Origin of the sequence: Actinomadura sp. NPDC048021, from assembly GCF_040653135.1 — a bacterium.
Classification (GTDB): Bacteria; Actinomycetota; Actinomycetes; order Streptosporangiales; family Streptosporangiaceae; genus Spirillospora; species Spirillospora verrucosospora.
In genome coordinates, this window is sequence record NZ_JBEZJQ010000024.1 from 86,759 (window position 1) to 99,869 (window position 13,111).

At 74.2% G+C, this 13,111-nt stretch carries 12 protein-coding genes; 5 read left to right on the forward strand and 7 right to left on the reverse strand.

The genetic code is table 11. From position 1 onward, the window contains the following. Positions 1–110 precede the first annotated feature (110 nt). The 4 genes from AB0C87_RS32270 to AB0C87_RS32285 form a co-directional block, all read right to left on the reverse strand. Positions 111–1,982 carry a carbohydrate-binding module family 20 domain-containing protein gene (locus AB0C87_RS32270; RefSeq protein WP_360580974.1) on the reverse strand — a complete coding sequence of 624 codons (1,872 nt, stop codon included), beginning with the start codon at positions 1,980–1,982 and terminating at the stop codon, positions 111–113. Positions 1,983–2,131: 149 nt separating this feature from the next. Then, complete coding sequence (gene nrfD / locus AB0C87_RS32275; protein WP_353834975.1) at positions 2,132–3,172, reverse strand: NrfD/PsrC family molybdoenzyme membrane anchor subunit; 1,041 nt, start codon at positions 3,170–3,172, stop codon at positions 2,132–2,134. Further along, entirely contained in the window at positions 3,169–3,993 is an 825-nt protein-coding gene (locus AB0C87_RS32280) for a 4Fe-4S dicluster domain-containing protein (protein ID WP_353834984.1), read from the reverse strand. The genes nrfD and AB0C87_RS32280 overlap by 4 nt, the downstream gene beginning before the upstream one ends. 161 nt (positions 3,994–4,154) lie before the next feature. After that, the gene (locus AB0C87_RS32285; RefSeq protein WP_360580976.1) at positions 4,155–5,012 is read right to left on the reverse strand and encodes a PaaX family transcriptional regulator C-terminal domain-containing protein; all 858 of its coding nucleotides are present in this window, start codon (positions 5,010–5,012) and stop codon (positions 4,155–4,157) included. A gap of 193 nt (positions 5,013–5,205) precedes the next feature. Here AB0C87_RS32285 and AB0C87_RS32290 point away from each other — a divergent pair, with 193 nt between their 5' ends. From AB0C87_RS32290 to boxB, 3 genes are all read left to right on the forward strand, one after another. After that, positions 5,206–6,807, forward strand: a complete 1,602-nt coding sequence (locus AB0C87_RS32290; protein WP_360580978.1) for a benzoate-CoA ligase family protein — start codon at positions 5,206–5,208, stop codon at positions 6,805–6,807. A 117-nt stretch (positions 6,808–6,924) separates the two neighbouring features. Further along, positions 6,925–8,574, forward strand: a complete 1,650-nt coding sequence (gene boxC, locus AB0C87_RS32295; RefSeq protein ID WP_360580979.1) for a 2,3-epoxybenzoyl-CoA dihydrolase — start codon at positions 6,925–6,927, stop codon at positions 8,572–8,574. A gap of 3 nt (positions 8,575–8,577) precedes the next feature. After that, positions 8,578–9,993 (forward strand): benzoyl-CoA 2,3-epoxidase subunit BoxB, encoded by a 1,416-nt coding sequence (gene boxB / locus AB0C87_RS32300; RefSeq protein WP_360580981.1) that lies wholly within the window; start codon positions 8,578–8,580, stop codon positions 9,991–9,993. Here boxB and AB0C87_RS32305 read toward each other — a convergent pair. Together AB0C87_RS32305 and AB0C87_RS32310 are read right to left on the reverse strand one after the other, a co-directional pair. Further along, on the reverse strand, positions 9,990–11,669 hold the full coding sequence (locus AB0C87_RS32305; protein WP_360580983.1) for a cyclic nucleotide-binding domain-containing protein: 1,680 nt from the start codon (positions 11,667–11,669) through the stop codon (positions 9,990–9,992). The two genes, boxB and AB0C87_RS32305, sit on opposite strands and share 4 nt — an antisense overlap. A gap of 12 nt (positions 11,670–11,681) precedes the next feature. Beyond that, positions 11,682–12,023 carry a hypothetical protein gene (locus AB0C87_RS32310; RefSeq protein WP_345183809.1) on the reverse strand — a complete coding sequence of 114 codons (342 nt, stop codon included), beginning with the start codon at positions 12,021–12,023 and terminating at the stop codon, positions 11,682–11,684. 93 nt (positions 12,024–12,116) lie between these two features. Between AB0C87_RS32310 and AB0C87_RS32315 the strand changes: the two genes are divergently transcribed. Next, complete coding sequence (locus AB0C87_RS32315) at positions 12,117–12,356, forward strand: hypothetical protein (protein ID WP_345183811.1); 240 nt, start codon at positions 12,117–12,119, stop codon at positions 12,354–12,356. A 12-nt stretch (positions 12,357–12,368) separates the two neighbouring features. On the opposite strand, the gene AB0C87_RS32320 is transcribed toward AB0C87_RS32315, so the two are convergent. Further along, positions 12,369–12,695 (reverse strand): hypothetical protein, encoded by a 327-nt coding sequence (locus tag AB0C87_RS32320; protein ID WP_360580985.1) that lies wholly within the window; start codon positions 12,693–12,695, stop codon positions 12,369–12,371. Between the two features lie 274 nt (positions 12,696–12,969). On the opposite strand from AB0C87_RS32320, the gene AB0C87_RS32325 reads away from it, so the two are divergent. Continuing rightward, positions 12,970–13,104, forward strand: coding sequence for a hypothetical protein (locus tag AB0C87_RS32325; RefSeq protein WP_360580987.1), 135 nt, complete (start codon positions 12,970–12,972; stop codon positions 13,102–13,104). The last annotated feature ends 7 nt before the right edge of the window (positions 13,105–13,111 follow it).

A 13,111-nucleotide genomic window follows, 5' to 3' on the forward strand; every position in this document is an offset into this window, starting at 1 on the left:
CGCGGGCGGGGTGGGTGGACCCCCCCCACCCCCTGCCCCCCCACCCCCCCCCCCCCCCCCCCGCCCGGGGCGGGGGCCGCCCCCCGCGCGGCGCCCGCCCCGCGGTCGGGCTATCGCCAGGTGTCGTTGGCGGTGCGGCCGGACGTGCCGGTCGTGTAGGTGCGGTTGGCGCCGCTCTCCCACGTCACGGCTCCGGCGTCGGTCTTCTTGATGTACTTGTATTCGATCTTGGTGTTGGCGGGCAGCGTCACCGTCCCGCTCCAGATCGGGTAGCCGGACGGGGACAGCTTCACCGCCTTGGAGGTGTCCCACGAGCCGAGCGCCGGGACGTCGCCGACGAGGTAGACGCTCGTGCCCCAGGTGGTGGTGGCGTTGACGTTGAAGGTGTCGGAGACGGTCCCGGGGTCGGAGGTCGGCGGTGGGGTCTGTCCGGCCCGGGCGTCCGCGTGGATCGCGACGGCGCCGCCCGCGGGGATCGTCACGGTCGCGGTCCCGCCCGCCACGGTGACGGCGGTGCCCTGGCAGCCGCTCGAACCGAGGCCGCCGGTGATGACGTCGCAGTAGACGCCGTCCGCGAGCCCGGTCCGGTAGGACGCGGTGGACGGGGTGGAGGAGTCGTTGAGCCCGATCCAGCCCCGGGAGCCGCGGCTGAACCCGATGACGTTCCCCGCGGTGGCGGTGAAGTCGCCCACCGACGTGGCGGATGCGGTCGCGTTGTGCCATCCGACCATGCCCTTCACCCCGGTCGAGCGGGTGAGGCACTGCCAGCCGTTCGAGCAGTTCGCGGCGGTGACGAACCCGCGGGAGTCGGCGGGCGGCGACTGCCCGGCCGACGACCAGGTGAAGCCGTCGTACACGGAGGGCTTGCCGTACGGGTAGGCCAGCAGGAAGTAGGTCGCCAGGGTGTAGTCGGAGCCGCTCTTGTAGTTGAGCGTGGACCCGTCCCGCTCGGTGTCGTGGTTGGTGATCATCGTGTGGGTCCGGGAGCCGTCCGCGTCCAGCGACCAGGACGGGATGCCGGACAGGTTGGACAGCGTCCCGTTCTGGAACTGGGTCTTCAGGCCCTGGGCGTAGGAGAAGCCGAGCACGTCGCCGTTCCCGGTGAACGCCGAGGGCTTCAGGTCGGCCGTGCTCGACCCGGGGAAGACCTCCTGCGCGATGTAGGGCGCCCTGCCCTCGGCGGTGGTGGTGTGCAGGGCGGCCCTGACGGCGGCGAAGTCGGCCTGGGCGATGTGCTTGGCGGCGTCGATCCGGAACCCGTCCACGCCGAGGCCGATCAGGTCGTTGAGGTAACCGGCGATCTTGTCGCGCACGTAGCCGGACTGGGTCTTCAGGTCCGACAGCGAGACCAGCTCGCAGTTCTGCACCTCGGAGGTGTTGTTCCAGTCGTCGATGGCCGCGTCGTCGTCGTTGCAGTATCCGTCGTTGGCGTGGTGGAAGTCGCCGTACCCGTACGGGACGGCCGGGTAGGCGAACCCGCCGGGATCGAAGGTGGAGCCGCCGTAGGTGGTGTTCGCCGTGTTGTTGTGGCCCGCCATGTGGTTGACGACCGCGTCCACGTAGACGCGGACGCCCGCGTTGTGGCAGGCCGTCACCATGGAGGAGAACTGGGCGCGGGTTCCGAGCCTGCTCGTCAGGCCGTAGGAGACGGGCTGGTACACCTCCCACCACGGGTGGGCCCCGTCATTTGTCGAGGCCAGGCTGACCGACTCGGCCGGCGGGGCGACCTGCACGGCCCCGTACCCGGCGGGGCCGAGGTGGTCGGTGCACGCAGCGGCGACGGACGGCCAGTTCCACTCCCAGAGGTTGGCGGTGACGTCGCTCGCGTTGAGGGAGGCGGCGGCGCGGGCGGGGCGGTCGGGGAGCAGGGCGGCGACGGGCGCCGTCCCGGCGAGGACGAGGAGGCCGACGGCGAGCAGCGACCGGCGGCGGGGGACTCGCGCGCGGGGGGCTCCCGCGCGTGGCGCGTCGTTGGCAGACATGGCGGCGAACTCCTGTCACGGGGCGCCTGGCGGGCGCCCGAGGGGGGTGGGTGGACGGCCGTCCGCGAGCAACGCGAGAATGCTCTCTTCTTGCAGTCAGGTCAAGAGCTTGCGCAAATTTGCAATCGGCTTGCAGAAAGACGGCACCTTCAGGAGGTGGGCGCCCCGCCGCGTGCGGCGAGGCGTTCCCGCTGGGGAACGACGGTGTACTTGGGGTCCTCGGCCGACTGCACGCCCGCGTGGAAGACGCCGAAACGCGTGCAGGCCGAACTCGCCAGGAGGGCCGCGCCGCTCAAGGCCGCCGCGACCCGGCTGCGCCCGCCGAGCAGGACGCATCCCGCGACGCCCGCGGCGGAGAGGGCCTCGCCGGCGCGCATGTAGACCCCGCCCCTGCCCCGCCTGTACGGCTCGGCCGCCAGCCCGGCCCGGCGCTCCAGAACCGCGGCCGCGGCCAGTTCCAGACCGGAGCCGAACACGGCGGCGGTGCGCATCGGGGCGTTCTCCCGAACGGGCGCGGTGACCAGCGCCATGCCGGCCGCCGCGGCGGCGGCCGAGCCGACGAAGACGAACGGCAGCTCGCGGTACGCCTCGTGCCAGGCGGGGACGGCGGTGTCGGCGGCGAGCACCGCGGTGTAGGCGGCGACGGGCGGGCCGAGCACGGCGGCTCCGGCGGTGGCGGCGCGGCCGAGGCGCGGGAAGAGCCCGGTCACCTCCAGCACGGCGGCGGCGCCCGCGGCGGGACCGTAGGCGGCCAGCAGCCAGGAGCCGACGCTCATCGGCGAGGTCGGCTTCATGACGCGCAGCATGTTGGAGAACCGCTCCGGCCGCCCGAGGTCGTGGACCAGCGCGGCCGCGGACCCGCCGATCGCGGCCAGCGAGGAGATCTTCAACGCCCGCGCGGCCGCCGGGCGCCCGGTGAGCTGCGCGCCGGCGGCGAGCACCGACCCCGCGCCGGCCAGGCCGCCGAGGAAGAAGTACCCCGCTATGTCGAGGGACTTCCATACCGGCGGGTTCAGGACGGGCTTGCCGTAGTAGGAGGTGAACTCCGCCTCCGGCACCATGGCCTTCTCGCCGCGCCCGCCCCGGCGCCCGCCGCGCCGTCCCCGGCCGCCCAGGCCCTTGCCGATCTGGGCCTCCCGGCCGGGCCGCTCGCCGCGCACGCCCTCCTTGCCGACCTCCGACGAGCTCATCGCGCGCCCCCCGTGCGGCCGTGTGCGGCGAAGACGGCGGCGAGCCCGCCGAGCAGCGTGGCGGCGGCGACTCCGGCGTGCCGCCACATGGACGGCAGGTCGCGCGTGGTGACGACCGGATCCGGCGGCAGCCCGTACACCTCGGGCTCGTCCAGCAGGAGGAAGAAGGCGCCGTCGCCGCCGACGCCGTCGTCCGGGTCGTGCCCGTAGAGCCGCGCGTCCTCGACGCCGAGGCCGTGGAGCTGGTCGACGCGCTGCGCCGCCCGCTCGCGCAGCTCGTCCAGCGGGCCGAACTGGATCGAGTCGGTCGGGCACGCCTTCGCGCACGCGGGCTCCTGCCCCACGCTGATCCGGTCGTAGCACAGGGTGCACTTCCACACCCGCCCGTCGCCCTTGCGCTGGTCGATGACCCCGTACGGGCAGGCGGGCACGCAGTAGCCGCAGCCGTTGCAGATGTCCTCCTGGACGACCACCGTGCCGAACTCGGTGCGGAACAGCGACCCGGTCGGGCACACGTCGAGGCAGGCGGCGTGCGTGCAGTGCTTGCACACGTCGGAGGCCATCAGCCAGCGCATGCCGCCCGCGTCCTGTGCGCCGCCCTGCGCGTCGCCGTGGTCGACCCCGCTCTCGTTCTGGCCGATCGGCTTGCTCTGCTCGATGAACGCGACGTGCCGCCAGGTGTCGGCGCCGAGGCCCTGCGTGTTGTCGTAGGACATGCCGGTGAACTCGAGACCGTCCTCCGGGACGGCGTTCCATTCCTTGCAGGCCACCTCGCACGCCTTGCAGCCGATGCACACCGACGTGTCGGTGAAGAAGCCCATGCGGGGCGGGGGGTCGGCGTAGCCGGAGTCGGCGGCGACGTCGGGCTCCGCGCCGGCGAGCAGGTTCCGTCCTATCAAACTGCCCATTTCCACGACTCCCATCGACGACACCGGCCCCTACCCGACTTCCCGGGGACGCGCCGCCTACACACCGCCCGCCGTCAGGCGCCCAACGCCTTCCACTGGCGGTCGGCGACGGGGCGCCAGGCGTCGTGCCGCTCGTGGAAGAGCGCGACCGCCTGGGCGCCGCTCCAGTCGTCGGGGAGCAGGGGCGCGGGAAGGCCGGGGTCGAGGAACGGGAAGCGGCGCCATTCCTGGACGAGCCTGGTGTGCGCGGCGAACGTCCCCGGATCGTCGGCGGGCCGCAGCGCGCCGACGGCGTCGAGGAAGTCCTCGTAGGCGCGCCCGATCTCGTCCAGGTCCCACGCCTGACGCGCCACGCGCCGCGCCTCGTCCAGGTCGCCGAGCCGCCCGACGAACAGGGTGGAGGCGTCGGCGACGCCGATCTCGGCGAGGACCTCCCGGACCTCGGCCTCGCGCTCGGGGTGCGGGCTGACCCACACGCCGGGGGAGAGGTTGCCGAGGCCGCTCCAGGCGAGCCGGGTCCGCAGCAGGTGGCGCAGGCGGCGGCTGGTCTCCGGGACGGTGGCCAGCACCAGGAGCCACTGCCCGTCCCACGCGCCGCCCGGGCGGCCGAAGCCGTAGATCCGCTCGGTGCCGTCGGTGAGCAGCCGCTCCCCGGACGGGGTGAGCCGCCAGGCGGTGCGGCGGCCGTGCCGCTCCCCGGCGAGCCAGCCCTCCCCGGCGCTGCGGGCGAGCGCCTGCCGCACGGCCTTCTCCTCGACGCCGAGGAGCCCGAGCGCGCGCAGGAACGTCGCCGTCCACACCGGCTCGCCGCCGGGCAGGACGAACTCGCCCAGCACGGTCAGCAGCAGGGACCGCGCGCTCGCCGCGCCGAGTTCGCGCCGACGCCGGAACCTCGGCTCCGGGTGCGCCGGGTCCTCGCCGGTTCGGGCCATGTGCTCCTCCTCTGGGCCCCGGTGGGCGCGCCCGCCCGCCTGCGGGGCGGCCGGGGCGCCGTCCAGTATCGCGCGGGTCCGGCCGGCGCCGCGCGGGCCGCGCCCGGAACCGACATCGTTCCACAAGTCTATTGACTGTCGTTTCATCTATGTAGAGCATTGGGGCCACGGTTCCCGGCGAGGGGAGACCTCGATGACCGCTGGAACGGCGACCGCCCCGGTCCCGCCCGACACCTTCAACGCCTCCGACTACCTGCTCCGGGCGGCGTCCGGGCCCGGCGCCGGCCGGACGGCGCTGACCGGTCCGGGCGGCGACGTCAGCTACGCCGGGCTCGCCGAGCTCGCCGGGGACATCGCCGCCGGGCTCGAACGGTGGGGCCTGCGCGCCGAGGAGCGGGTGGTGCTGTTCATGGCCGACGGCCCGCCCATGGCCGCGGCGATCCTGGGCGCGATGCGGCTCGGCGCCGTCCCCGTCCCGGTGTCGACGATGCTGACGGGCCCCGAGCTCGGCGGCCTGCTGGCCGACGCGCGCGCCCGGGTGCTGCTGGTCGGCGACCGGTTCGCGGCCGCCGCCGAGGCGGCCCTCGCGCACGCTCCCGGCGTCCGGCGCGTCGCGGTGGAGGGGGACGCGGCGCTCCGCGCCCCGGCGGGCGTGCGGGTGGACCCGTTCGAGGACCTGGTCCGCGAGGGGCGCGCCCGCGGCGGAGCGCCGGCCGAGCCGTACGCGACCTCGGACGACTCCAGCGCCCTGTGGCTCTACACGTCCGGAACGACGGGCCGCCCGAAGGGCGCGATGCACCGGCACGCCAACATCCGGCACGTCGTGGAGACCTACGGCCGCCAGGTGCTCGGCATCCGGCCGGACGACCGCTGCTACTCGGTCGCCAAGCTGTTCTTCGCCTACGGGATCGGCAACTCGCTGTTCTTCCCCCTCGCCGCAGGCGCGACCGCCGTCCTGGACCCGGACCGCCCGACCCCGGCGTCGGTGGCCGGACGGCTGGCCGAGTACCGGCCGACCCTGTTCTTCGCCGTCCCGACCTTCTACGCGGCGCTCCTCAACGCCGAGGTCCCGGTGGAGGCCCTCGCGTCCGTCCGCCTGGCGGTGTCGGCGGGGGAGCCGCTGCCCGCCGAGCTGTGCCGCCGCTTCACCGAGCGGTACGGCGTGGAGATCATCGACGGGATCGGCTCCACGGAGTGCCTGCACATCTTCCTGTCGAACCGGCCCGGACGGGTCCGCCCTGGGACGACGGGCACCGCGGTCCCCGGCTACGAACTGCGCGTCGTGGACGCCGCCGGGGCCGACGTCGGTCCCGGGACGCCGGGCTCGCTGCTGGTGAAGGGCGAGTCGATCGCCACGGGCTACTGGTGCCGCACCGAGACGACCCGGCAGGTCTTCCAGGGGGAGTGGCTGCGCACGGGCGACACCTACGTGGTGGACGAGGACGGCTTCTACACCTGCCTGGGCCGGACGGGCGACATGCTCAAGGCCGGCGGCATCTGGGTGTCGCCGGCCGAGGTGGAGGGACGGCTGCTGGAGCACCCCGCGGTGGCGATGGCCGCCGTCGTCGGGCTGCCGGACGCCGACGGCCTGGACAAGCCCGTCGCCTGCGTCGTGCTCAAGGAGGGCGCGACCGCCGAGCCGGCCGAGCTGATCGGGTTCTGCCGGGCGGGCCTCGCGTCGTTCAAGCGCCCCCGCGAGGTGCTGGTGGTGGACGGGCTGCCCACGACGCCGACCGGCAAGCTGCGCCGCTTCGCCGTCCGCGAGCTGGCCTCGGCCCTGCTCGCCGCGCCCTGACCCGTCCCCGGGCGCTCCCGTCCTGGGCGGCGCGCGGGCCGAAATGCTACAAACAGTTGACGTGAAGAACTAATTTTGTGGAGCATGATGGAGACGGCACCGGCGGAAGGACAGCGCATGACCGGCCCGCACGTGGAGTTCCGGGTGGACCCGTCCCGCTACCGGCACTGGCGCCTGGACGTCGAGGGCGACGTCGCCACCCTGACGATGGCGGTCGACGAGCGGGGCGGGCTGGTCCCCGGATACGAGCTGAAGCTGAACTCCTACGACCTCGGCGTCGACATCGAGCTGTACGACGCCGTCCAGCGGCTCCGCTTCGAGTACCCCGCGGTGCGCGTGGTCGTCCTCACCAGCGGCAGGGAGAAGATCTTCTGCGCGGGCGCCAACATCCGGATGCTGGCCGCGTCCCCGCACGCCTGGAAGGTCAACTTCTGCAAGTTCACCAACGAGACCCGCAACGGCATCGAGGACGCGACGGCCCACTCCGGGCAGACCTACCTGGCGGCGCTGAACGGCACCGCCTCCGGCGGCGGATACGAGCTGGCCCTCGCCTGCGAGCACATCATGCTCGTCGACGACCGGTCCTCGGCGGTGTCGCTGCCGGAGCTGCCGCTGCTCGGGGTCCTGCCGGGCACCGGCGGCCTGACCCGCGTGTCGGACAAGCGGCGCGTCCGCCGCGACCGCGCCGACTACTTCTCGACCAGGGCGGAGGGCCTCGGCGGCGGGAAGGCCGTCGCGTGGGGCCTGGTGGACGAGGCCGTCCCGCGCACCGCCTGGGACGAGACGGTCGCCGCACGCGCGCGGGAGCTGGCGGCCCGCTCCTCCCGGCCGCGCGACGCCGAGGGGATCGCGCTGGCGCCCCTCGGCAAGGAGCGCACGGACGCTTCCATCGCCTACCGGCACGTCTCGGCGGCGCTCGACCGCGACGCCGGCGCCGCCGAGATCACGATCGCGGGCCCGGACGCGCCTCCCGGCGACCTGCGCGACGCGGACTTCTGGACGCTCGCCATGACCCGCGAGCTGGACGACCTCATCCTGGACCTGCGGACCAACGAGCCGGAGCTCGGCACGTGGGTGCTCCGCACGGCGGGGAGGGCCGAGCACGTCCTCGCCCACGACCGGCTGCTGCTCGACACCTGCGGCGACTGGCTCGCCAACGAGGTCGTGCACTACCTCAAGCGGACGCTGAAGCGGCTCGACGTCACCAGCCGCAGCCTCATCGCCCTGATCGAGCCCGGAAGCTGCTTCGCCGGCTCCCTCCTGGAGGTCGCGCTCGCCGCCGACCGCTCCTACCAGCTCGACGGCGTCTTCGAGGACGTCGACCCGGACGCCGATCCCGCCGCGGTCACCGTGGACGCGATGAACCTCGGACCGCTCCCGATGGGCAACGGGCTCACCCGGCTGGCGACCCGGTTCCTCGGCGACGACGGCGCGCTCGCCGCCGTCCGGGACGCCGCCGGCGAGCCCCTGGAGGCCGCCGGCGCCGAGCGCCTCGGCCTGGTCACCTTCGCGCCCGACGACATCGACTGGGACGAGGAGATCCGCATCGCCGTCGAGGAGCGGGCCGGCTTCAGCCCCGACGCGCTCACCGGACTGGAGGCCAACTACCGCTTCCCCGGCCCCGAGACCCTCGAGACCAAGATCTTCGGACGGCTGTCCGCCTGGCAGAACTGGATCTTCACGCGCCCGAACGCGTCCGGTCCGGACGGCGCCCTGCGCCGCTACGGCACCGGACGGCGCGCCGACTTCGACCGAAAGCGAGTCTGAGCGATGGCGACCACCGCCGACTACACCGAGAAGATCCCCAACAACGTCGGCCTGCACGAGGACCGGCGCCTCCAGCGCGCCCTGGAGTCGTGGCAGCCGAACTTCCTGTCCTGGTGGGAGTCGATGGGCCCGTCGCTGCCGACGCGGGAGGTCTACCTCCGCACGGCCGTCGACGTCGGACGCGAGGGCTGGGCGCACTTCGGGCACGTCGCCATGAAGGACTACCGGTGGGGCATCTTCCTGGCCGAGCGCGACGGCGACCGCCGCATCGGCTTCGGCGCCCACAAGGGCGAGCCCGCCTGGCAGAAGGTGCCCGGCGAGTACCGCGCCGACCTGCGGCGCCTCATCGTCATCCAGGGCGACACCGAGCCGGCGTCGGTGGAGCAGCAGCGCAACCTCGGCGCCACCGCGCCCAGCCTCTACGACCTGCGCAACCTCTTCCAGGTGAACGTCGAGGAGGGCCGCCACCTGTGGGCGATGGTCTACCTCCTGCACGCCCACTTCGGGCGCGAGGGCCGCGAGGAGGCCGAGGAGCTGCTGCACCGCAACTCCGGCAGCGAGGAGTCGCCCCGCATCCTCGGCGCCTTCAACGAGGAGACCCCCGACTGGCTCTCGTTCTTCATGTTCACCTACTTCACCGACCGGGACGGCAAGTACCAGCTCGGCACGCTGAAGGAGTCCGGCTTCGACCCGCTGGCGCGGACCTGCGAGTTCATGCTGAAGGAGGAGGCCCACCACATGATGGTCGGCACCACGGGCATCGACCGGGTCGTCGAGCGGACCGTCCAGCTGATGAAGGAGCACGACACCGACGACGTCGCCCCGCACGGCGGGATCTCTCTGGACGTCGTGCAGAAGTACCTGAACTTCCACTACTCGGTGTCGCTCGACCTGTTCGGCTCCGAGACGTCCAGCAACGTCGCCGGCTACTACACGGCGGGGCTCAAGGGGCGCTGGATGGAGGACCGCCGCCGGGACGACCACCGCCTCACCGACGACGCCGTCATGGTGGACGCCCTCGTCGACGGCGCCGTCGGGCAGACCGAGGTTTCCGCGCTCGTCGGCCTCAACACCGACCTGCGCCGCGCGTACATCGCCGACTGCCAGAGCGGCGTCAACCGCTGGAACCGCCTCCTGTCGGAGGCGGGCCTCCCGCAGCGCCTGCGCCTGCCGAGCATCGCCTTCAACCGCAAGGTCGGCGCCTTCGCCGGCGTCGAGGCCGCGCCGGACGGGGAGCTGCTCGACGCCGCCGACTGGGAGCGGCGCAAGGACGCCTGGCTTCCGACGGAGGTCGACAGGACCCACGTCCGCTCCCTGATGCGGCCCGTCCACGAGCGCGGCAGGATCGCCGCCTGGATCGCCCCGCCCCGCAACGGCGTCAACGGCCGGCCCTTCGACTACGAGTACGTGCGCCTCTAGCCGGCGGCGCCTTCGGGCCGGGGCCGCGTGTGACCCGCGGCCGGGAAGAGCCGCAGCCAGGCGCCGCCGGGCCCCGGCTCGCGCACCTCGACGGGCTCGAACTCCGGCCCCGCCCCGGCGATCCCCCGGTGGACGGGCGCGGAGACGATCAGCCCGAGGGCGGCCGCGACGCCCGCGAGCCTCCGCCGCAGGACCTCGGACTCCAGCAGCCGGGCGGCGCGGGCGAGCGCCGCCCCGGTGACCCCCTCCGGCCCCGCGTGCACGGGGCCCGCGTCGACCGCGACCCGCACCTGGAGGCGCCGCCCCTCGGCCGCGCCCGCGTTGTGCCGGTCGATGCGCTCGGCGAGCGCCCGCACCAGCGGATCCGCCGGAGCGTTCACCGGGACCCCGGGCGGGACGACGAGCAGCACGCCGTCGCCGCGGTCCTCGCGGTGGCAGGCCGCCCAGGGCACCCCGGCCGCGGCGAAGGACTCCTCCAGCGACTCGAACAGCACCCGCCTGATGGCCGCCCGGTCCGCCTCGGTCCGGTCCGGGGAGCCGAACCCGACCACGTCGGCGAACACGACCGTGCAGTCCTGCCCTGTGAGGAAGAGGGAGCCGGACACGGCCGGCGGGCGAGGCTCGCCGCCCGCCGTGAGCCGCTCCAGCCGGACCGGGTCGAGGACGTCGATCGTCCCGTCCCCGGCGTGGACGAGTCCCGCGCCGTCCCACTCGCTGAGCACGCTCGCCACCGCCGCGGGCGTCGACGACGTCCAGCCCGCCAGCTCGGTCCCCGTCAGCGGGAGCGCCCCGTCCCGCGCCCGCGACAGCGTCGTGAACAGCGCGGCCAGCCGGCGCTCGGTGTCGGCGAGTTCGGTGCCGGAGGTGCGGGCCGCCGCCTCGACGGTGCGGTCGTGCGCCTGCTTCTCCAGCACCGACTGCACGCCCGCGTGGCGCTCCACGACGCGCCGGAAGTCCGCCGCGCCGACGACGAGCGCCTCCACGGTGTCCAGCGCGATGACCGTCGCCGTCCAGGCCTCGCCCTCGAACAGCGCCCGCTCGCCGATCAGGTCGCCCGGACCGCGGACCGCCACGATCCGCTCCTCGCCCGCCCGGTCGACGCGGACCTTCGTCCAGCCCGACAGGAGGACGACGACGTAGTCGGCCGGATACCCCTGCCGCAGGATCGGCGCGCCCGGCCCGAAGGCGCGCGGGCGCGCGACGCCGCGGACGGCGTCGCGCTCCTCCGAGCCCAGCGCGTGCCAGAAGCTGTCGCGGAGCCTCCCGGACCGGTCGGCGGACCGCTCGCGGACCCCCTGCGCCCGTGCCGACGCGGCCCCGGCGCGCGCGAACCCGGCGAGCGGAGCCACGAACAGGGCCAGGACGGCGAACGTGAACGCGGCGAGCAGCGCCGCCGCGGACGTCCCGGTCTCCGCGGCCGCCCACGCCGTGCACACCGCCCCGAGGACGCCGAACGTCACGGCCCCCCGCGCGAGCGCCCGCCCCGGATCCGCCGCGTGCGAGGGCGCGGGCCCCGGCCCGTCCGCGGCGAAGGCGGGCGAGGCGTCGGAGAACGCCTCCAGCAGCAGCCGCGCCCGGCCCGCTCCGCCCGGCGGCGCCGTCCCCGGCCCGCCGGCGGCCGGTGCGTCGGAGAACGCCTCAAGCAGCCCGCGCCAGCCGCGATCAGGACTCGGCATCGCTTCCCCCGTTCATCCGGCCCGACCGGGCCCGTCGTCGTCCTCACCGTCGCCGCCCGGGCCCGGCGGCAGCGCCCAGAGCGCGTACCGGCCGAGCTTCGCCATGACGGCCGGGGCGCTCGCGCCGCACGCGAACGCCAGCCACGGCGCGTCGATCAGGTCGCTCGCCGCGGCCGCCGACGTCACCATCGCGGCGAGCGCGCAGTGCAGCGCGCAGGCGAACAGGTAGTACCGGCCGCCCGGTCCCTTCGGGTAGCGCCAGGGCGGCCCCTTCACGCGCCGGTTCGCCTCCAGGAACGCCAGCGTGCGGTTGGCCGCGGCCCCCATGAGCCCCCACACGACGAACTGCCACATGACCCGACGGTAGGGTCCGGGTCGGCGGCAGATAGTGACACGCCGCACAAATCACCCATGAGCGATGCGTTCGGGTTCGGGTAGGTGTGCCGCATGGGTCCTGAAGAAGCCGGCGCCAAGGTCAAGCTCGCCACCACCCGCTACCGCGACCTCGCGGAACAGGTCGAAGCCGCGAAGGACGATCTGCTGAACGCCTACGCGGACGCGGCCCGCGAGGGCGTCGCCCCCGAGGAACTGGCCGCCGGCTCCCCGTTCACCGCCGACGACATCCGCCGCGAACTGCGCAAACGCGGCGCCGAGCCGGGCGAGGGCGCCGCCGGCCCGCGAGGGTAGGCGGCGCCGGGGTCAGGCGGACGCCTTGTGGACCTTGAGGAAGGCCCGCTGCTGGCCGAAGAAGAAGATCACGGCCCACAGCAGCCAGACCAGGCTGTAGCCGGCGTGTCCGCTGAACAGCGCTCCGACCGCGCCGACGACGGCGCCGACCATCGCGGGCAGGCAGGTCGCGAAGGTCAGGCGGGGCATCGCCGAGCCCGACAGCAGCAGGCTGATCAGCAGCCCCGGTGAGGCGAGGGCCGCCGACTGCGGCGGGAACACCGCGACCATGCCCTCGTCGTAGGGAAGGAACACCATGAGGATCGCGGTGGCGATTCCACCGATGGCGCCGAACAGCATCGGCCCGCCTCCGCTCGATCGAGGTGACGGCGACGGTATTCCCGCTCCGCGGGCGGAGGCCCCTTCGCCGAGGGGATATGGCCGGATGCGGGCGGCACCGCACCCGCGACGCCGGTCTCCTCGACCAGCTCCACGCCATCAAGCCCGCGAAGGCCACGCTACCGGTGAAGGTGTACCGGTGGGCCAGCGACCACCGCGGCCAGGCCGACGACGGCTGGGACTATCGGTGCGGATGCGTCGGGCTGCGCCTGGAACTCACAGCTCCCATGAAGGGGTGTCGCTGCTGGAGTTGACGCTCGACGGCTGGGCCGGCCATCGCTTCGGGCACTCCTCGACGATCTTCGACCTCTATGCCGACGACTACCGGGACCGGGGCGAGGGGGCTTTCGGGCTCCAGGTGGCTCGCTGACCGGCGC

What these genes read in the sequence shown, in the direction of transcription:
- AB0C87_RS32270 (WP_360580974.1), bottom strand. Translation starts at nt 1,982, where the DNA reads ATGTCTGCCAACGACGCGCCACGCGCGGGAGCCCCCCGCGCGCGAGTC.
- nrfD (WP_353834975.1), bottom strand. Translation starts at nt 3,172, where the DNA reads ATGAGCTCGTCGGAGGTCGGCAAGGAGGGCGTGCGCGGCGAGCGGCCC.
- AB0C87_RS32280 (WP_353834984.1), bottom strand. Translation starts at nt 3,993, where the DNA reads ATGGGCTTCTTCACCGACACGTCGGTGTGCATCGGCTGCAAGGCGTGC.
- AB0C87_RS32285 (WP_360580976.1), bottom strand. Translation starts at nt 5,012, where the DNA reads ATGGCCCGAACCGGCGAGGACCCGGCGCACCCGGAGCCGAGGTTCCGG.
- AB0C87_RS32290 (WP_360580978.1), top strand. Translation starts at nt 5,206, where the DNA reads ATGACCGCTGGAACGGCGACCGCCCCGGTCCCGCCCGACACCTTCAAC.
- boxC (WP_360580979.1), top strand. Translation starts at nt 6,925, where the DNA reads ATGACCGGCCCGCACGTGGAGTTCCGGGTGGACCCGTCCCGCTACCGG.
- boxB (WP_360580981.1), top strand. Translation starts at nt 8,578, where the DNA reads ATGGCGACCACCGCCGACTACACCGAGAAGATCCCCAACAACGTCGGC.
- AB0C87_RS32305 (WP_360580983.1), bottom strand. Translation starts at nt 11,669, where the DNA reads ATGCCGAGTCCTGATCGCGGCTGGCGCGGGCTGCTTGAGGCGTTCTCC.
- AB0C87_RS32310 (WP_345183809.1), bottom strand. Translation starts at nt 12,023, where the DNA reads ATGTGGCAGTTCGTCGTGTGGGGGCTCATGGGGGCCGCGGCCAACCGC.
- AB0C87_RS32315 (WP_345183811.1), top strand. Translation starts at nt 12,117, where the DNA reads ATGGGTCCTGAAGAAGCCGGCGCCAAGGTCAAGCTCGCCACCACCCGC.
- AB0C87_RS32320 (WP_360580985.1), bottom strand. Translation starts at nt 12,695, where the DNA reads ATGCTGTTCGGCGCCATCGGTGGAATCGCCACCGCGATCCTCATGGTG.